This window comes from Roseivivax lentus (assembly GCF_900156805.1).
GTDB lineage: Bacteria > Pseudomonadota > Alphaproteobacteria > Rhodobacterales > Rhodobacteraceae > Roseivivax > Roseivivax lentus.
Map to the genome: position 1 here is coordinate 108,663 of NZ_FTOQ01000009.1, position 16,812 is coordinate 125,474.

At 68.1% G+C, this 16,812-nt stretch carries 19 protein-coding genes; 9 read left to right on the forward strand and 10 right to left on the reverse strand.

All coding sequences use genetic code 11. The annotated features are described in order from the left end of the window. Positions 1 to 44: 44 nt before the first annotated feature. The gene (locus BW990_RS21065) at positions 45 to 875 is read right to left on the reverse strand and encodes a substrate-binding domain-containing protein (RefSeq protein WP_076448946.1); all 831 of its coding nucleotides are present in this window, start codon (positions 873 to 875) and stop codon (positions 45 to 47) included. Between the two features lie 40 nt (positions 876 to 915). Here BW990_RS21065 and BW990_RS14470 point away from each other — a divergent pair, with 40 nt between their 5' ends. The 5 genes from BW990_RS14470 to ugpB all read left to right on the forward strand — a co-directional run bounded on the left by BW990_RS14470 (position 916) and on the right by ugpB (position 5,288). Further along, on the forward strand, positions 916 to 1,752 hold the full coding sequence (locus BW990_RS14470; protein WP_083950622.1) for a carbohydrate ABC transporter permease: 837 nt from the start codon (positions 916 to 918) through the stop codon (positions 1,750 to 1,752). Beyond that, positions 1,752 to 2,180, forward strand: a complete 429-nt coding sequence (locus tag BW990_RS14475) for an ABC transporter permease family protein (RefSeq protein ID WP_076448949.1) — start codon at positions 1,752 to 1,754, stop codon at positions 2,178 to 2,180. Before BW990_RS14470 ends, BW990_RS14475 begins: the two co-directional genes overlap by 1 nt. Further along, the gene (locus BW990_RS14480) at positions 2,180 to 2,686 is read left to right on the forward strand and encodes a hypothetical protein (RefSeq protein WP_076448950.1); all 507 of its coding nucleotides are present in this window, start codon (positions 2,180 to 2,182) and stop codon (positions 2,684 to 2,686) included. The genes BW990_RS14475 and BW990_RS14480 overlap by 1 nt, the downstream gene beginning before the upstream one ends. Before the next feature lie 13 nt (positions 2,687 to 2,699). Next, positions 2,700 to 3,755: an ABC transporter ATP-binding protein gene (locus BW990_RS14485; RefSeq protein WP_076448951.1), complete on the forward strand. Its 1,056-nt coding sequence runs from the start codon at positions 2,700 to 2,702 to the stop codon at positions 3,753 to 3,755. Between the two features lie 219 nt (positions 3,756 to 3,974). Continuing rightward, positions 3,975 to 5,288 carry a sn-glycerol-3-phosphate ABC transporter substrate-binding protein UgpB gene (gene ugpB / locus BW990_RS14490; RefSeq protein ID WP_076448952.1) on the forward strand — a complete coding sequence of 438 codons (1,314 nt, stop codon included), beginning with the start codon at positions 3,975 to 3,977 and terminating at the stop codon, positions 5,286 to 5,288. Between the two features lie 21 nt (positions 5,289 to 5,309). Here the strand turns inward: ugpB and BW990_RS21495 are convergent, their stop codons facing one another. Both BW990_RS21495 and BW990_RS14500 read right to left on the reverse strand, forming a co-directional pair. Next, on the reverse strand, positions 5,310 to 5,669 hold the full coding sequence (locus BW990_RS21495; protein ID WP_143526213.1) for a type II toxin-antitoxin system RelE/ParE family toxin: 360 nt from the start codon (positions 5,667 to 5,669) through the stop codon (positions 5,310 to 5,312). After that, a complete protein-coding gene (locus BW990_RS14500) occupies positions 5,653 to 5,928 on the reverse strand; it encodes a ribbon-helix-helix domain-containing protein (RefSeq protein ID WP_076448954.1) in 276 nt (91 codons plus the stop codon). Before BW990_RS14500 ends, BW990_RS21495 begins: the two co-directional genes overlap by 17 nt. A 55-nt stretch (positions 5,929 to 5,983) precedes the next feature. Here BW990_RS14500 and ugpA point away from each other — a divergent pair, with 55 nt between their 5' ends. The 3 genes from ugpA to BW990_RS14515 are packed head-to-tail and all read left to right on the forward strand — an operon-like array spanning position 5,984 to position 8,783. After that, entirely contained in the window at positions 5,984 to 6,865 is an 882-nt protein-coding gene (ugpA, locus tag BW990_RS14505; RefSeq protein WP_076448955.1) for a sn-glycerol-3-phosphate ABC transporter permease UgpA, read from the forward strand. A gap of 20 nt (positions 6,866 to 6,885) precedes the next feature. Beyond that, positions 6,886 to 7,722 (forward strand): sn-glycerol-3-phosphate ABC transporter permease UgpE, encoded by an 837-nt coding sequence (ugpE, locus tag BW990_RS14510; protein WP_076449002.1) that lies wholly within the window; start codon positions 6,886 to 6,888, stop codon positions 7,720 to 7,722. A gap of 2 nt (positions 7,723 to 7,724) precedes the next feature. After that, the gene (locus BW990_RS14515) at positions 7,725 to 8,783 is read left to right on the forward strand and encodes a sn-glycerol-3-phosphate import ATP-binding protein UgpC (protein WP_076448956.1); all 1,059 of its coding nucleotides are present in this window, start codon (positions 7,725 to 7,727) and stop codon (positions 8,781 to 8,783) included. A 9-nt stretch (positions 8,784 to 8,792) separates the two neighbouring features. Here the strand turns inward: BW990_RS14515 and BW990_RS14520 are convergent, their stop codons facing one another. Both BW990_RS14520 and cls read right to left on the reverse strand, forming a co-directional pair. Then, a complete protein-coding gene (locus BW990_RS14520; protein ID WP_076448959.1) occupies positions 8,793 to 9,482 on the reverse strand; it encodes an endonuclease/exonuclease/phosphatase family protein in 690 nt (229 codons plus the stop codon). 14 nt (positions 9,483 to 9,496) lie between these two features. Further along, positions 9,497 to 10,915, reverse strand: coding sequence for a cardiolipin synthase (gene cls, locus BW990_RS14525; protein WP_076448961.1), 1,419 nt, complete (start codon positions 10,913 to 10,915; stop codon positions 9,497 to 9,499). 187 nt (positions 10,916 to 11,102) lie between these two features. On the opposite strand from cls, the gene BW990_RS14530 reads away from it, so the two are divergent. Beyond that, positions 11,103 to 12,431, forward strand: a complete 1,329-nt coding sequence (locus tag BW990_RS14530; protein ID WP_076449004.1) for a GH1 family beta-glucosidase — start codon at positions 11,103 to 11,105, stop codon at positions 12,429 to 12,431. A gap of 90 nt (positions 12,432 to 12,521) precedes the next feature. Here BW990_RS14530 and BW990_RS14535 read toward each other — a convergent pair whose 3' ends face one another. The 5 genes from BW990_RS14535 to BW990_RS14555 all read right to left on the reverse strand — a co-directional run bounded on the left by BW990_RS14535 (position 12,522) and on the right by BW990_RS14555 (position 16,734). Further along, on the reverse strand, positions 12,522 to 12,989 hold the full coding sequence (locus BW990_RS14535; RefSeq protein WP_076448963.1) for a c-type cytochrome: 468 nt from the start codon (positions 12,987 to 12,989) through the stop codon (positions 12,522 to 12,524). A 242-nt stretch (positions 12,990 to 13,231) separates the two neighbouring features. After that, positions 13,232 to 13,918 carry an ankyrin repeat domain-containing protein gene (locus tag BW990_RS14540; protein WP_076448965.1) on the reverse strand — a complete coding sequence of 229 codons (687 nt, stop codon included), beginning with the start codon at positions 13,916 to 13,918 and terminating at the stop codon, positions 13,232 to 13,234. A 70-nt stretch (positions 13,919 to 13,988) separates the two neighbouring features. Then, the gene (locus BW990_RS14545; protein WP_076448967.1) at positions 13,989 to 14,480 is read right to left on the reverse strand and encodes a GlcG/HbpS family heme-binding protein; all 492 of its coding nucleotides are present in this window, start codon (positions 14,478 to 14,480) and stop codon (positions 13,989 to 13,991) included. A gap of 89 nt (positions 14,481 to 14,569) precedes the next feature. Then, a complete protein-coding gene (locus BW990_RS14550) occupies positions 14,570 to 15,178 on the reverse strand; it encodes a response regulator transcription factor (protein ID WP_076448969.1) in 609 nt (202 codons plus the stop codon). After that, positions 15,175 to 16,734: a sensor histidine kinase gene (locus BW990_RS14555; protein WP_076448971.1), complete on the reverse strand. Its 1,560-nt coding sequence runs from the start codon at positions 16,732 to 16,734 to the stop codon at positions 15,175 to 15,177. Before BW990_RS14555 ends, BW990_RS14550 begins: the two co-directional genes overlap by 4 nt. Positions 16,735 to 16,812 lie beyond the last annotated feature (78 nt).

Below are 16,812 nucleotides of genomic sequence, written 5' to 3' on the forward strand. Positions count from 1 at the left end.
CCCGATCCTGCGGCCCGGGCCGATACGGCACGGGGCAGGAGCCGTCAGTCGCGCGCCGCGGGCCGCAACGGTGCAAGATGCGAGCCGCGCAGCATGACCGGCCCTTCGAGGCGCATCTTCTCGGGCCCGACGGGCCCGTCGTCGAGAAGCCGCCGCGCGCACCATTGGCCCATCTCGCGATGCGGCAGCAGCACCGTGGTCAGGGCGGGCGACAGGTGCTGCGCGACTTCCTGGTCGTCATAGCCCATGACCGCGATGGTCTCGCCGATGCGGTGGCCGCGCTCCTTCAGGGCCTCGTAGCAGCCGATGGCCATGAGGTCGTTGGCGCAGAAGATGGCGTCGAGATCCGGGGCCGCCTCCAGAAGTGCTACCGTCGCCGCATGGCCGCCGCTGGGCAGGAAGTTGCCCTCGACGATCAGGGCGGGGTCGACCGGCAGCCCGGCATCGCGCAGCGCGCGCAGATAGCCCTCCTGCCGCTGGATCGAGGCGTCCATCCAGGGCTCGCCGGTGATGAAGGCGATCCGCTTGTGCCCGGCCTCGATCAGCGTCCGCGTGGCCAGTTCGCCGCCGCGCCGCTCGGCGGGGACGATGGAGGGATAGCGCCCGGTCGCGTCGAGGCAGTTGAGAAGCACCGCGTTGTGCCGCGCCAGCGCGTCGGGCGGCGTGATCTCGCGGGTCAGGATCGAGGCATAGGCCACGCCATGCACCCCGTCGGCGGCCCATTTGTTCAGCACCGCCGTCTCGTGCCCGGGATGCCCGCCGGTCATCACCACCTCGACGATCACGCCCTCTTTCCACGCCTCTTCCTGCAGCCCCTCGATCGAGATGGAGGCGAAGGGGCTGGTGGCGATCTCGTCGAACATGAGGCCGATCACGCGGTAGGCGGTGCTGCCCGCGGGGCGGCCCGCACTGCAGATGGCGGGCCTTCTGGCCGTCGCCGCCGCGGTGGCGCTGAACCGCGCGCGCCGCCTCAGCGGAGCGAGCGCCGTCGCCCTCGGGCTGGCGGGGGCCGCGCTTTTCGGCATCGCGGGCGTGCATGCCGGGGAGGAGGGGCGCTGGTTCGACCGCCGTTTCTGGCCGACCGTGGGCAACACCGTCCTCTTCGTGTCGCTGACCGTGCCGGGTGTGACCCTCTCGGCGCTTCTGATCGCCGCCGCGCTCAACCGCGAGACCCGGGCGATGGGGCTGCTGCGCACGCTCTTCTTTCTCAGCCAGGTACTGTCGGTCACCGTCGTCACGCTGATCTGGCAGATCATGTTCTCGCCCCGGCAGGGCCTGATCGCGAACATCATCGAGCTTTTCGGCGGCTCGCCGATCACCTGGCTCACCGACGAGCGTTTCGCCATGGCGGCCATCGTGATCGCAACGATCTGGTGGTCGCTCGGCATCGCGATGATCCTGTTTCTCGCGGGGCTGCAGGACATCTCGAAGGATCTCTTCGAGGCGGGCGCGCTCGACCATTGCACGGGCGCGCGGGCCTTTTGGTACATCACGCTTCCGAACCTCAAGCGTACGATCACGCTGGTCGTTGTCCTGCAGATTATCCTGCATTTCCAGGTCTTCGGACAGTCGCACCTGATGACCCAAGGCGGCCCCAACGACGAGACGCAGGTGCTGGTGCGCTACATCTACCAGACCGCCTTCCGCGACAGCGAGCTCGGCCGCGCCTCGGCGATGGCGGTGTTCCTGTTCCTCATCATGGGCGCCTTCTCGGTGGTGCAGTTCCTCGTCGGTCGGGAGGAGAAGGGGTGATGCTGAACCGCAGCTATTACTGGCTCGTCACCGCACTGGCGATCCCGGCCTTCCTGTGGCTGGTGCCGACGCTCTGGATGGTGTCGCTGTCCTTCCAGCCCAACGAGGTGCTGGCGCGGACCACGTCCTCGACCTTTCTCGGGCTGGTGCCGATCCCCTTCACGGCGGAGAATTACGCGGCCCTCTTCGCATTCGGGCAGACGCCGATGTGGTTCGTGAACTCGATCGTCGTGGCGGTCGGCATGACGCTGGGCGTGCCCGCGGTCTCGACCACGGCGGGCTACGCGCTGGCGCGGCTCGATTTTCCGTTCAAGACGCCCATCGCGGTGCTGTGCCTGATCGGGCTGATGGTGCCGGAGCAGGCGGTCTTCATCCCGCTTTACACGATGTTCTCGGATCTCGGCTGGCGCCGCACAGCCTCGCGCTGATGCGGGCGGCCTTCGACTGGGCGCGCGCCGCGGGGCCCGACCAGCCGCTGAGTGTGGGCGCCTGGATGACCCCGCAGGTCGGCAGCGACGAGGTGCCGTTCCAGTCCGAGATCGACCGCGAGGCGGTGGCGCTGTCGGATATCGTGACCTTCCACGCCTATTGCAACGCGGCCTCGGCGGCGCGGTTCATCGACCATCTCGAGACCCATGGCCGGCCGGTCTTTTGCACCGAATGGATGGCGCGCCCGGTCGGCTCGCGCATCGAGGACCAGTTGCCGCTGTTCCGGGACCGGGGCGTGGGCTGTTTCCAGTGGGGCTTCGTGCAGGGCCGGACCCAGACGCATCTGCCCTGGCCCGAAGCGCTGGTCGCGCAGCATGGCGGCCATGCCGACCGGCGGGTCTGGTTCCACGACATCCTGCATCCCGACGGCGCGCCCTACGATCCGACCGAGACCGCGCTGATCCGCAAGCTGACCGGGGCCGCGCATCCCGCAACCACACAATGAGAAAGGGCAGGATATGTCCCGCGTAGAATTGTCCGGAGCCATCAAGCGCTACGGCGCGACCCAGGTGATCCACGGGATCGACCTCGGGATCGAGGAGGGGGAATTCTGCGTCTTCGTGGGGCCCTCGGGCTGCGGCAAGTCCACGCTTCTGCGGATGATCGCGGGGCTCGAGGAGACCTCGGAGGGCACGATCCGCATCGGCGCGCGCGACGTCACCCGCGTCGATGCCGCCGACCGGGGCGTGGCGATGGTCTTCCAGACCTACGCGCTTTATCCCCACATGACCGTCGAGGAGAACATGGGTTTCGGCCTCAAGATGACCGGCCATCCCAAGACCGAGATCAAGGCGAAGGTCGACGAGGCCGCGCGCATCCTCAAGCTCGAAGAGTACCTTTCGCGCAAGCCCAAGGCGCTGTCGGGCGGGCAGCGGCAGCGGGTCGCCATCGGGCGGGCCATCGTGCGTGGGCCGGAGGTGTTTCTCTTCGACGAGCCGCTGTCGAACCTCGATGCGGAGCTGCGTGTCGACATGCGGGTCGAGATCGCGCGCCTGCATAAGGAGATCGGCGCGACGATGATCTACGTCACCCATGACCAGGTCGAGGCGATGACCTTGGCCGACAAGATCGTCGTGCTGCGCGCGGGTCATATCGAGCAGGTCGGCGCGCCGATGGCGCTTTATAACGATCCGGACAACAAGTTCGTCGCGGGCTTCATCGGCTCGCCCGCGATGAATTTCCTGCGCGGCACGGTCGAGGCGGACGGGGTCGCGGTGCCGGGGCTGGGGCGCAATCTGCGCCCGCAGGTCAGCCTGCCGCAGGCGGGCACCGAGGTGCATGTCGGCATCCGCCCCGAACACCTGACGCTGGTCGAGGGCGACGCGCTCGAGGCCGATCTCACCGAGGCGCTGGGCGGCGTGTCCTACGCCTATCTCGTGGCCGAGACCGGCGAGCGGATGATCGTGGAGGACCGCGGCCGCGAGCGCATAGACCGGCAGGCGCGGGCGGATGTGAGCTGCGCGCCGGGCGACATCTTCGTCTTCGATCTGGAGACCGGAGACCGTATCCGCTGAGGCGCGGCGCGGCGGGGCTCCGAGCGCTGCGCCTTGCCGGGCTCCGATGGGGCCGGAGGGCCGGTCCGTCCGGCCTCGGGTTTCCGCGTCGCCCGCTGCATTCGAGACTTGCCATCCGGGGCCTCCGGGATAGGCTGGCCGCATCGCGACGCGGCCGGCATCCCCGGCGCTCCGTCGCGGGACAAGAGCGGCGCCGCAAAGGCGCAATGGGAGGATTACATGAAAACACTTACGCTCGGCATTCTTGCCGCGGGAACAACTGCGCTGACGCCGATCGCGGCCAGCGCACAGACCGAAATCCAATTCTGGCACGCATTCACCGGCCGTCTGGGCGAGCTTGTCGCCGCGCAGGTCGAGGATTTCAACGCATCGCAATCCGACTACACGGTCGTGGCGAGCCACAAGGGCAATTATTCCGAGACTCTTAACGCGGGCATTGCCGCCTTCCGTGCCGGTGAACAGCCGCATATCCTGATGGTCTTCGAAGTGGGCACCGCCACCATGATGGCCGCCGAGGGCGCGGTCCGCCCGGTCTACGAAGTGATGGCCGAAAGCGGCGCCGAGTTCGATCCCGACGCCTATATCGGCGCGGTGAAGGGCTATTACACCACCACCGACGGCCAGATGCTGTCCCTGCCGTTCAACTCCTCGACGCCGGTGCTGTGGGTCAACCGCGACCGGCTCGAAGGCGCGGGCATCGATCCGGATGTGGACCTGACCACCTGGAGCCAGGTCGAGACCGTGCTCGATCAGCTGGCCGAGGCCGGCGAGGAATGCCCGCTCGTGACCGCTTGGCAGAGCTGGATCCATCTCGAGAACTTCTCGGCCTATCACGACGTGCCCTTCGCCTCGCAGGAGAACGGCTTTGCGGGCACCGACACCGAACTGCTGCTGAACGGCGAGGCGCAGGTCGCGCATATCACCAAGATGGGCGAATGGGCCGACGAGGGCAAATTCATCTATACCGGCCGCCGCAACGAGGGCGGGGCCAATTTCCGCTCGGGCGAATGCGCGCTCTTCACCGAAAGCTCGGCGGGCTATGCGGGCATCAGCGCCGAGGCCGAGTTCGACTTCGACGTGCGTCCGCTGCCCTATTGGGAAGGCGTGGGCAACGCGCCGCAGAACACCATCATCGGCGGCGCCTCGCTGTGGGTGATGGAAGGCCACGAGCCCAATGAATACAACGGCGTCGGCGAATTCCTGGCCTACCTGTCCTCGACCCCGGTGCAGGCGCAGTGGCACCAGGACACGGGCTACCTGCCGATCACCACGGCGGCGGGCGAGGCCACCCGCGAGGCGGGCTTCTACGACGAGAACCCCGGCACCGACGTCGCGGTGATCCAGATGACCACGAACGAGCCCACGGCCAACTCGAAGGGCCTGCGGCTCGGCTCCTTCGACCAGATCCGCGGGATCATCGACGAGGAGCTGGAAGGCGTCTGGGCCGGTGACAAGACCGCGCAGGAAGCGCTCGACAGCGCCAAGGAGCGGGGCGACCAGCTTCTGCGCCGCTTCGAGCAGGCCGCGCGCTGAGGTCTTGGCGGGGGCGGCGGGTCAGCCGTCGCCCTCGGCCATCAGCCGCGCCATCATCCGACCGAGATGATCCTGACCGCCATGGAATATGCTCTCGACGACGACTGTTTCTGTTTCTGCCTTGAGGCGGAACCAGTAAACGGTCCGGTCGAAGGACACGAAGCGGAAGGTCCCGCCCGGTGTCGTGATGCGGGTGCCCATATGAGGGGCGTTCGCGATCCTCTCGAGGCTTCGCGTAATCACGTCTATTCTAAGGCTGGCCTGCGCGTCTGCCGACGCGAGGTCATGTCCAAAACTTTCGTGATGCGTTTTTACAAGAAAGCGGTAGATGGCCCGCAAATCGTCTCGCGCCGTGGTGGAGACTTCAATCGACCAGGCCAAGGCGCGTGCGTTCTTCTTTCAGCATCTCATCGACCATGTCGCGAAACGTGTCCGAGTCGACGTGTGGCCCTTTCTCGCGCTCGGACAGCATGCCGAAAAAGCCCGCCTTCCACGTCTCGTATTCCTCATCTTCCCGCCGCTTGGCCTCCAGCGCCTGCTGGATCACCGCGGAGGTGGACGGAAAGCGGCCTTCCTCGACCTGCTTGCGGGCATAGGCCGCCTGTCGGTCGGTCAGTGAGATCGAGAGTTTCACGGTCATCGGCCCTGCTCCTTCGCACCACGTTGCTACTCAGTCATACCACAGGAGGGCTCTGATGGAAAAGCGCGTCACCTTCAAGGGCTGGATGCTGCCGCTTCTGCTGATCGCGCCGCAGGTCTTCATCTCGGCGGTGTTCTTCTTCTATCCGGCGGGGCAGGCGGTCTGGCAATCGCTGTTCATCCCCGACCCGTTCGGGCTGTCGTCGCAATTCGTGGGGCTGGGGAACTTCGAATATCTGCTGAACGACCGCTTCTATCGCGCCTCCTTCGTGACCACCGCGATCTTCTCGATCCTCGTCACGCTCTGCTCGATGATCCCGGCGCTGTTCCTCGCGGTGCTGGCGGACCGGCTCATCAAGGGCTCGGGCACCTACCGGACGCTGCTGATCTGGCCCTATGCGGTGGCCCCGGCGGTCGCCGGTGTCCTGTGGCTGTTCATGTTCAACACCCGCGTCGGCGTCGTCTCATGGTATCTCGGCCAGCTGGGCTATGACTGGAACCACGTTCTGAACGACGGCGAGGCGATGGGCCTTGTGGTCGTGGCCTCGGCCTGGGGGCGGATCAGCTACAACTTCCTGTTCTTCTTCGCGGCCCTGCAGGCGGTGCCGAAATCGGTGATCGAGGCCGCGGCCATCGACGGCGCGCATTTCTGGCGGCGCTTCTTCACCATCGTGCTGCCGCTTCTGTCGCCCACCACCTTCTTCCTGCTGGTGGTCAACGTGGTCTATTCCTTCTTCGAGACCTTCGGCGTCATTCACACGATCACCGGGGGCGGGCCGCAACAGGCCACGACGATCCTCGTCTACAAGGTCTTCTCGGACGGATTCGTGGGTCAGGACCTGGGATCGAGCTCGGCGCAGTCGGTGATCCTGTTGATCGTGGTCGGGCTGCTGACCGTGCTGCAGTTCAAGTATATCGAGAAGAAGGTGCATTACTGATGGCGCGCGAAGTGCATGGCATGGTCGAGAAGCGCGGATCGAGCCTGTGGCTGACCCATGTCTTCATGATCGCGGGCGTCTTCGTGATCTTCTTCCCGATCTGGCTGGCCTTCGTCGCCTCCACGGTCACGCAGGAGGCGATCATCCGCCCGCCGATGCCGGTCTGGCCCGGGGACCAGTTCCTCATCAACTACAAGAACGCGCTCTTTTCGGGCGTCAACGTGCCCGTGGCGACGATGCTGCTGAACAGCCTGATCATGGCGGTGGGCATTGCCGTGGGCAAGATCGTCATCTCGCTCCTGTCGGCCTTCGCCATCGTCTATTTCCGCTTTCCGGGGCGCAACCTGTTCTTCTGGCTCATCTTCCTGACGCTGATGCTGCCCGTCGAGGTGCGGATCGTGCCGACCTATGAGGTGGTGGCGGGCTTCGGGATGCTGAATTCCTATTCGGGGCTGATCTTTCCGCTGATCGCGTCCGCCACGGCGACCTTCCTTTTCCGGCAGTTCTTCCTGACCATCCCGGACGAGCTCGCGGAGGCCGCCCGCGTCGACGGGGCCAGTCCGATGCGCTTCTTCTGGGACATCGTCGTGCCAATGAGCCGGACGAACGTGGCAGCCCTCTTCGTGATCCTGTTCATCTACGGCTGGAACCAGTATCTCTGGCCGCTGCTGATTACCACCGATCCCGAGATGAACACGATCGTCATGGGCATCAAGCAGATGTTCCCGTCGGGCGACGACTTCGCCCATTGGCCCACGATCATGGCGACCTCGATCCTGGCGATGATCCCGCCGGTGATCGTGGTGATCTCGATGCAGAAACTCTTCGTCCGCGGCCTTGTAGACAGCGAGAAATAAGAATGGCGACAGTCACGCTTCAGAACGTCAAGAAAAGCTTCGGCGCGACCCATGTGATCCACGGCATCGACGTGGAGATCGCGGACGGCGAGTTCATCGTCATCGTGGGGCCCTCGGGCTGCGGCAAGTCCACGCTTCTGCGCATGGTCGCGGGGCTCGAGACCGTCACCTCGGGCGATATCCTGATCGGTGGCAAGCGCGCCAACGATCTGGAGCCGATGGAGCGCGACATCGCCATGGTGTTCCAGAATTACGCGCTCTACCCGCACATGTCGGTCGAGCAGAACATGGGCTACGGGCTGAAAATCGCGGGCCTGCCGAAGGCCGAGATACGCCGCAAGGTCGAGGAAGCGGCGAAGCTTCTGCAGCTCGAGGCGCTCTTGGATCGCAGGCCCAAGCAGCTGTCGGGCGGCCAGCGCCAGCGGGTCGCCATGGGCCGCGCCATCGTGCGCGAACCGGCGGTGTTTCTTTTCGACGAGCCCTTGTCGAACCTCGATGCGAAGCTGCGCGTGCAGATGCGGCTCGAGATCAAGGAGCTGCAATCCAAGCTCGGGATAACCGCGCTTTACGTCACCCACGACCAGGTCGAGGCGATGACCATGGCCGACCGGATGATCGTGATGAATGGCGGCGTGGCCGAGCAGATCGGCACGCCGCTCGATGTCTACGAACGGCCGCGCACGCTTTTTGCGGCGCAGTTCATCGGAAGCCCGGCGATGAACGTGCTCGATGCGCAGATCCGCGACGGCCGCGTAATGCTCGGCGAGGCGGCGATCTGCCAGACCTCGGTGCGGGCAGGGCCCGTGAAGCTGGGTCTGCGCCCGGAACACATGCAGCCCGCGCCGGACGGGGCGCTGTCGATGCAGGTGCAGCTTTCCGAGCCCCTGGGCGCGAACACGCTTCTGCACGGGCGTCTCAACGAGGCGGGCGGCGCGTCCTTCACCGCGAGCCTGCCGGGCGTGCATGGCACCGGCAAGAAAGGCGAGGCGCTGCGTCTTTCGGTCGAGACGAGCGACGTGCACCTGTTCGATCCCGAGACCGGCGCGCGGCTGGAGGCGTGAGGCCCGGCCTCAATCTTCGGTCTTGAGCTTGAGGCGCACCCAGATCGGCAGGTGATCCGAGGCCACGCGCGCATGGGAGCCGCGATGCACGCCCGCCTCGGTCACGGCGACGCGCGCGCCATGGGCGATCCCGTCGAGCGCGGCCACCGGACGGGCGGCGTGAAAGCTGGGCCCCGGGGTCACGAGGGTGAAGTCGCGCGCCCAGGGCTCGTAGCCGGTCGTGTCGGACCATTCGTTGAAATCGCCCGCGATCAGCGCGCCCGAGGCCGCTTCGCCGAGATGCTGGCGGATCTGCTGCATCTGCCGGCGACGCCAGCTGCGCAAGAGCCCCAGATGCGTGCCGACGACGCTGAGCCCCTCGATCCGGGCCATGACCGCGCCGCGCGGCTCCAGCCCGGGAAGGGTGAAATGCCGCGTATCCTCGACCCGCAGGCCCCGGCGCACGAGGATGGCGTTGCCGTGCCAGCCGAGGCTGACCTTGTTGCGGGCCAGATCGGCCGGCACGTAATCGGTCTCCTGCTCGATCAGGAAATGCGGGATCGCCGAGGGCCGGGCGCCGAGCCGCTTGTCGGCCTCCTGCAGGACGACGATATCGGCGTCGATCTCGGTCAGCACCGACAGGATGCGCGCCGGGTCGCGCTTCCAGTCGAGCCCGACGGCCTTGCGGATGTTGTAGCTGGCGAGGGTCAGTTCGGTCATCGCAGCGGGCCCTGTCACAGCACCGGGGCAAGAAGACGCGCGAAGGGCGCGCCCATCCGCACGAACAGCGGCTGTTCGGACAAGGGCCGCTCCAGCTTCGTGCTCTCGTCGAAATCTTCCTCGAGCATGCGGACCACCTCGGCGGTGAACGCGGGATCGAAGACCAGTGCCATGGTCTCGAAATTGAGCCGGAAGGAGCGGTTGTCGAGATTGGCGGTGCCGATCGCCGACATGTCGTCATCCATCACCACGACCTTCTGATGGGTGAAGCCTGGATCGTAGAGATGGATCGTCACGCCGGCGGCCCGGACCTCGTCGTAATAGGCATGGGCCGCGAGCCAGGTCAGGTAATGATCGGCGTGGTTGGGCAGCAGCAGCCGCACGTCGCAGCCCCGCAGCGCCGCGGCCTTGAGGGCCGCGAGGATCGCCTCGTCGGGCACGAAATAGGGCGAGGCGATCCAGACCCGCGACTGCGCCCGCGAGATCGCAGTGAAGAAGAACAGTGCGGCGGTGTCCATCTCGTCCGAGGGACCGGCGGGCAGGATCAGCGCGGGCAGGTCCGCGTCGCGCAACGGCGGCGCCCAGTCGAGCGCCTCGTCGAGCCGTTCCTGCGTGGCCCAGTGCCAATCCTCGAAGAACGAATTCTGCAGCTGCGCCACGACCGGGCCCGAGAGCGCCACATGGGTGTCGCGCCAGCGCCCGCCGGGCGCGTCCTGCCCGAGATAGAGGTCCGAGACGTTGTGCCCGCCCACGAAACCGACGCTGCCATCGACGACCACGGTCTTGCGATGATTGCGGAAATTCACCTCGAAGCGCTTGGTCGGGCCGCGCGCCTTGCGCGGATCGAGGATCGTCACGCCCGCCCCGCGCAGCCTTTCGGCATAGGCGCTGGACAGGCTGTAGCTGCCGACGCCGTCATACATCACCCGCACCGCGACGCCGCGTTCGGACGCCGCGATGAGCTTGTCCGCCAGCTCGCCGCCGAGCCCGTCATCGACGATGGTGTAGAACTGCACGCAGATATAGCTTTTCGCGGCGTCGATGGCCTCGAAGATGGCGGCGAAGGTGTCCTGCCCGTCGATCAGCAGCGCCGCCTCGTTGCCACCCACGACCGACATGCCCGCGAGCCGCTCGAACGGGGCGTAGAGCGCCCGGCGGTCCTCGCTCGGGCGGTGGGTGTCGGTGCGCTTGTCGAGATCGAGCGCCAATTCGCGCGAGACGCGCCGCGCGCGTTCGTAGCGGCGCAGCTTGTGCCGTCCGAAGACGAGGTAGGAGGGCAGGGCGAACCAGGGTGCCGCGAGGATGAACACCACCCAGGCCGCCGCACCCTGGGGGGTGCGCGCCGACACGATGGCGCGCCAGACGGTGTAGACGACAAGCGTGGGCGCGAGCACGGCGAGGATTGCGAAGGCGAAGGATTCGATACTGACCATGGGCGGAGTGTAGGAGGAGAGCGCGCGCCGTGCAGGAAAAAATCCGCGGGCTCGCCCCCGAAGGCCCGCGCGCAGCCCGGGATGCGGGGTTTTCGGTTTTCCCCGCCCGGGCCGCCTGTTAGCGTTCACAGAGGCGTGCCGGCTGCCCGCACGCCATCCGCAGATCATCACAGGAGACGACATGCGCCTGTCACTCTCGCGCGGGGACTTCCCCCGGGATTTCCAGCTCGGTGCCTCGACCGCCGCCTACCAGATCGAGGGCACCGCCGCGGGCGGCACCGGGCCTTCCCATTGGGACAGCTGGGCGGCCACGCCCGGCAACGTGGTGCGCGGCGAGGACGGCGCCGTGGCCTGCGATCATTACCACCGCTACGCGGCCGATCTCGACCTCGTGCGGGACGGCAATTTCGACACCTACCGCTTCTCGACCTCCTTCGCGCGGGTCATGCCGGACGGGCGCACGCCCAATGCCGAAGGCCTCGATTTCTACGACCGGCTGGCCGATGCGATCGCGGAGCGGGGTCTGAAGGCGTCGCTGACGCTTTATCACTGGGACCTGCCCTCGGCGCTGGCCGATCAGGGCGGCTGGGCCAACCGGGACGTGGCGGCGCGTTTTGCCGATTATTCCCGCGTCGTGCTGGAGCGGATCGGCGACCGGATGGACAGCGTCGCCACCATCAACGAGCCGTGGTGCGTGGCCTGGTTGTCGCATTTCCTGGGCCTGCAGGCGCCCGGGCTGCGCGACATCCGCGCGGCCTCGCGGGCGATGCATCACGTGCTTCTGGCCCATGCGAAGTCGCTCGAGGTGATCCGCGAGGTCACGCCCGGGGCCAAGGCCGGGATCGTGCTGAACTTCGCCCATCCCCACGCCGCGAGCGATTCCGAGGAGGACAAGCGCGCGGCACGGACCTTCGATGGCATCCACAACCGCTGGTTCGTCGAGGCGCTGACCAAGGGCGCCTATCCCGCCGACATCGCCGGCGCGCTGGCGCCGCACATGCCCGAAGGCTGGCAGGACGACATGGCGGCGATCTCGGCGCCGATCGACTGGCTGGGCGTGAACTACTACACCCGCACGACGCTGCGGCATCTCGAAGACAGCCTCTGGCCGCATTTCGAGGACGTGCCCGGCCCCTTGCCCAAGACCGACATGGGCTGGGAGATCTATCCCGACGGGCTGCGCGCGCTTCTGGTGCGGCTGGCGCGCGACTACACCGGCGCGACGCCCATCTTCGTGACCGAGAACGGCATGGCAGGCGACGACCATCTGATCGACGGCGTGATCGGCGATCCGGTGCGGGTGGGCTATTTCGACGACCATCTGAAGGCGGTCCACGCGGCCATCGCCGAGGGCGCGCCGGTGGGCGGCTATTTCGCCTGGTCGCTCATGGACAATTACGAATGGGCCTTCGGCTACGACAAGCGTTTCGGCATCGTCTACGTGGATTACGAGACGCAGGCCCGCATCCCCAAGGCCTCCTACCACGCGCTGCGCGAGGCCTTCGCGCGAAGCTGAGGCGCGCGCGGCGCCGCGGCGCCGTGCATCTTCGGCACGGATGCCGCGGCGGCGGCCGGTGGGACCGGCGGGCGAGGGGCCGCGCGGCCGCTACTCGGTCTGGATGGATTCCAGATAGGTGACGAGCGCCGAGACGCGTCCGAAGGCCAGCGCCTGCGCATCGACGTCATGGGGCACGCCCGCCGCGCGTTCGGTGGCGCTCTGGAAATAGCGGTACCCCCAGACCGGCATGCCCCGATCCCCGTGCGGATTGATCATGTTGCGCCCGTCGATGAGCTGGCGGATCGCCTCTTCGGGAAAGGTGCCGCTGTAGCGCGCGGTGATCGCGGTCAGGTCCGGCGGCTTGTTGGCGAGCACCTCGGCGACCGGTCCGTCGCCGCCGCCCGAGGCGCCGTGGCAGGACGCGCAATGGGCCATGTATTCGGATTGGCCGAGCTTCACCTGCGCCTCGCGGTCGAAGGCGGCGGCAGGGCTGGACAGCATGAGGCCGATCAGCGCGGCGCCGAGCGCGCCCCGGATCGGACCGGTTCCGGCGGTCAGGGTAAGGTGTGACGTCATGGCGTGGCTCCCTTCGCAGTGAGGCGGCGGAGGGCGTGACGCGCGATGCAGCGCCCATCTCCGACGCGGTCCCTCCGCGCTATCACGGATCGGACGGGACGGGTTGACGCAGGTCAATCGGGCGTGGGTGCCGTGCCGCGCGACCCGGGGTGCGATCCTGTGGGCTCGGCTGGAAGAGGGCCGCGCCGCGCAGGGCCGGGGCTTGCCGACCCTTTGGAATGGCACGGCCCGGCGGAGACACCTCAGTGCGGGCTGCGCAGGCGGCGGACCATCTCGTCATAGCCGCGTCTTTCGGCATGTTCGAGCGGCGTCACGCCGTCGCGATCCGCCAGCGTCCGGTCCGCGCCGGCCGAGAGCAGCACATCGAGAACCGCCTGGTGATCCGGTCCGCCGTCGCCGAGGACCACCGCCTCCATCGCCGCCGTCCAGTGCAGGTTGTTGACGTGATCGAGCGGCGCGCGCGCGGCGATGAGGCGGCGCACGACCTCGACATGGCCGAGATGCGCCGCGGCGATCAGCGCGGTGCCCTCATAGGGGCTGGTGACCAGCCCGGGATCGTTGCCGAGCGAAATCGCGAGCGACATCAGGTCCGGATCGTCCGCGACCGCGGCGATGGTCACCACGTCATAGGCGCGGCCCTCGAGGGCGTTCATGTCCGCCCCGGCCTCGGCCAGCGCCCGAAGCGCGTCATCCTGCGAGGCGAAGGCCGCCACATGGGCCGGCGTCCGGCCCTTGGCATCGCGCGCGTTCAGGTCGGCGCCTTCGGCCGCAAGCGCGCGGATGGTGTCCGCATCGCCTGCATGGGCGGCGCGGAAGAGCCCGTCATAGGCCGCGATCTCACGCGGGGAGGGGGCCGTCTGGGCAGTGGCAGAGCCGGCCCCCGACAGGGCGAGGCCGACCAGCGCGGCAAGGAAGGCAAGGCGTCTCATGGGCGAACTCCGGGTTTCTGCATGTGGCGGCATGGCCCGCGCGCGGCGCATGCGGGCCCTGTCGTGGCGCTTACTCGGCGCCGATGGTGTCGAGCCCGGCGCGGGCGCAGGCCTCGTCGAGGTGACCGCCGGGCGCGCCGCCGACGCCGATACCGCCGACCAGCGCGCCGCCGATCCGGATCGGAAGGCCACCGCCCTGGATCACCATGCGCGTATCCATGGAGCGCAGGCCGTCATGCTGCGGGTTCTCGCCGATGAACTGCGCCAGGCCGGTCGTGTCCCGGCCCATGGACGCGGAGGTGAAGGCCTTGCCCTGCGCGCTGCCCACGGTGTGCGGGCCGGAATTGTCCGCGGTCATGTGCACCTTGAGCCCGCCATCGCGGCCCACGATGGCGACGCTGACATTGTAGCCGTCGGCGGCGCAGGCCTCCAGCGCGGAAAGGGCGGCGTCGCTGGCCATGCCGAGGGGCAGGTAGGCACGGGTGGGAAGCTCTTGCGCGGCGGCGGCGAAGGGCGCTGCGATGGCGGTGAGGGCGGCGAGGATAAGGGGCGTTCTGAGCATGTCGGGTCTCCTGTTCTGATGACGAGACCAGTTCTACGCCCCGGCGCGGTCCGGCCCCATTCGTAGACCCGGCAGGGAGATGCGTAGAATTACGGAGCCGCCTCGGCCTCGATCCAGAGGCGCGTCATCTCCGCCGCCGAGCTGGTGCCGAGCTTGGCCCCGATCGCCGCCCGGTGGCTTTCCACGGTGCGCGAAGAGACCTCGAGCGCCGCGGCGATGTCGCGGGTCGCGAAGCCGCGCGCCACCAGCGACAGGACCTCACATTCGCGCGGCGTCAGCGCGGCGATCAGCGCACGGGTCTCAGCCCGCTCCGCCGCCCGGGCCATGGCGTCGGCAAGCGCGGTCTGGCCTTTCTGGATCGCGTCGATCAGGTCCTGTTCGTCCACCGGTTTCGACAGGAAATCGATGGCACCGTTGCGGAAGGCCTTCCGGCAGGCCTCGATATCGCCATGGCCGGTGATGACCACCGTGGGCCAGCGCGTGCCGGCCCCGATCAGCCGTTCCTGCAGCTTCAGCCCCGAAATCACCGGCATCCGGATATCGAGGATCAGGCAGCCCGGTTCCAGCGCCGGCAGCGCTTGCAGGAAGGCCTCGGGCCCCGGAAACGCGGTGACCCGCATGCCCACGGTCGACAACAGCAGGCACAACCCGTCGCGCACCGCCGCATCGTCGTCCACGAGGTAGACCGGCGTGCTCATTGCGCGGCCATCCGGGCGGCGCCCGCCAGCGGCAGGGTGATCCGGAACAACGCCCCCCGGGCCACGTCGACCGCCACCAGATCGCCGCCCGCCCGCTCGATCAGGCGCTGGCTGAGCACCAGGCCGAGCCCGGTGCCGTCCTCGCGCGTGGTCAGGAAAGGCGTGAAGAGACGGTGGCGGATGTCTTCGGGAATGCCGTGGCCGGTATCGCCGACATCGAGCTGCGCCATGCTCGCCTGAATCGTCAGCGAGATCGTGACCTCGCGCGGGCCCGCGACCCCGGCCACGGCATCGAGCGCGTTCTTGATGAGGTTGAAGAGCACCTGTTCCAGCTCGACCCGGTCGGCAAGCACGGCGACCCCGGTGGCGGGCAGCCTCTGCGTCAGCCGGGCACCGACGGCGGCGGCCTGATCGGCCAGCAGGGTCTGCGCCACCCGGACGCAATCGCGCAGGTCCACCTCTTCGGGCCGCCGTTGCTGCGGTCGTGTCCAGGTGCGCAGACGTTCGAGGATGCCCGAGGCGCGGCGGGTCTGGTCGACCACATCGTCGAGCGCCACGGCCAGCCGGTCGGTGTCGCCGCGCCGCGCCAGATGCCGTGCGGCCTGCGCCTGCGCGAGGATCGCGGTCAGGGGCTGCGTCAGCTCATGCGCCATGCCGCTGGCCATCTCGCCCAGCGCATTGACGCGGGAGGCATGGGCGAGGCGCGTCTCGAGGCCGCTGAGCTCGGCGCGCCGTTCGGCCGCGCGCATATGCGCCCGTTGCCGGATCGCGGCGCGTAGGGCGACGGCCAGGAGCGTGATGACGATGAGCGCTGCCGCCACTCGTCCCGGGGGCAAGAGGTCGGCGGGGCCGAAGCGGACCGAGGTCTCGAGCCGCAGCGGCTGCGTGCTGCTCGACAGCGCGCGGGCGAATTGCGGCGTCGCGGCGCGGCCGCCTTCGGTCAGAAGCGGCGTGCCGTCCGGCAGCGCCAGGTGCCGGGCCGTGCCGCTGTCGGTCCAATAGGCCGTGTCGGCGTCCAGAAGTGCTGCCGCGTCGATCACGAGCGCGAGCCCGTAGCGGGCCGCCTCGGAATTGGGGCTGCGCTTGACCATGATGTAGGCCGGGCGCGGGGCCGGATGCGAGATCAGCACCGGCGCGCCGGTGGAGCGGCGGCTCGCATCGCGGACGAGATCGTCGAGCCCGTCGGCCCAGTCGCCCAGTGCGCGGACGTCCTTCCGCCCGTCGAGCGGGACGAGCGCGATGCCGGTGATCCGGGGGTAGAAGGTCATGATCGCGCCCGCCACATCGAGGAACGCATCGGGCGGCGGTGTGGCGCCGCCACCAACCCCGGCCACGGCGATGGCGGAGAGGGCGGTCAGGTGGGCATCGTGCTGACCGGCGCGCTGGGATGCGAGCGCGTGGAGCCGCGCGCTTTCGGCGGTCAGCATGGCGATCCGCGCCTCCCGTTCGCCGAACCCGATGGCCGCGACCGCGAGGCCGCATGCGAGAAGCCAGCCGGCAATGCCGACCGGTGCAAGGAGCGCCCTGTCTCTCGCATGTGATGTCCTGTCCGTCACTCGGTCTCCGATGCCGACGATCTGCGCGATCAGATCGGGAAAGCAGCGACAGCTTATGCGATCGTCGCGCCGATGACA

What these genes read in the sequence shown, in the direction of transcription:
- BW990_RS14520 (WP_076448959.1), bottom strand. Translation starts at nt 9,482, where the DNA reads ATGACCGAACTGACCCTCGCCAGCTACAACATCCGCAAGGCCGTCGGG.
- BW990_RS14485 (WP_076448951.1), top strand. Translation starts at nt 2,700, where the DNA reads ATGTCCCGCGTAGAATTGTCCGGAGCCATCAAGCGCTACGGCGCGACC.
- BW990_RS14470 (WP_083950622.1), top strand. Translation starts at nt 916, where the DNA reads ATGGCGGGCCTTCTGGCCGTCGCCGCCGCGGTGGCGCTGAACCGCGCG.
- BW990_RS14500 (WP_076448954.1), bottom strand. Translation starts at nt 5,928, where the DNA reads ATGACCGTGAAACTCTCGATCTCACTGACCGACCGACAGGCGGCCTAT.
- ugpE (WP_076449002.1), top strand. Translation starts at nt 6,886, where the DNA reads ATGGTCGAGAAGCGCGGATCGAGCCTGTGGCTGACCCATGTCTTCATG.
- ugpB (WP_076448952.1), top strand. Translation starts at nt 3,975, where the DNA reads ATGAAAACACTTACGCTCGGCATTCTTGCCGCGGGAACAACTGCGCTG.
- BW990_RS14475 (WP_076448949.1), top strand. Translation starts at nt 1,752, where the DNA reads ATGCTGAACCGCAGCTATTACTGGCTCGTCACCGCACTGGCGATCCCG.
- ugpA (WP_076448955.1), top strand. Translation starts at nt 5,984, where the DNA reads ATGGAAAAGCGCGTCACCTTCAAGGGCTGGATGCTGCCGCTTCTGCTG.
- BW990_RS14515 (WP_076448956.1), top strand. Translation starts at nt 7,725, where the DNA reads ATGGCGACAGTCACGCTTCAGAACGTCAAGAAAAGCTTCGGCGCGACC.
- BW990_RS14480 (WP_076448950.1), top strand. Translation starts at nt 2,180, where the DNA reads ATGCGGGCGGCCTTCGACTGGGCGCGCGCCGCGGGGCCCGACCAGCCG.
- BW990_RS14540 (WP_076448965.1), bottom strand. Translation starts at nt 13,918, where the DNA reads ATGAGACGCCTTGCCTTCCTTGCCGCGCTGGTCGGCCTCGCCCTGTCG.
- BW990_RS14535 (WP_076448963.1), bottom strand. Translation starts at nt 12,989, where the DNA reads ATGACGTCACACCTTACCCTGACCGCCGGAACCGGTCCGATCCGGGGC.
- BW990_RS14550 (WP_076448969.1), bottom strand. Translation starts at nt 15,178, where the DNA reads ATGAGCACGCCGGTCTACCTCGTGGACGACGATGCGGCGGTGCGCGAC.
- BW990_RS14545 (WP_076448967.1), bottom strand. Translation starts at nt 14,480, where the DNA reads ATGCTCAGAACGCCCCTTATCCTCGCCGCCCTCACCGCCATCGCAGCG.
- cls (WP_076448961.1), bottom strand. Translation starts at nt 10,915, where the DNA reads ATGGTCAGTATCGAATCCTTCGCCTTCGCAATCCTCGCCGTGCTCGCG.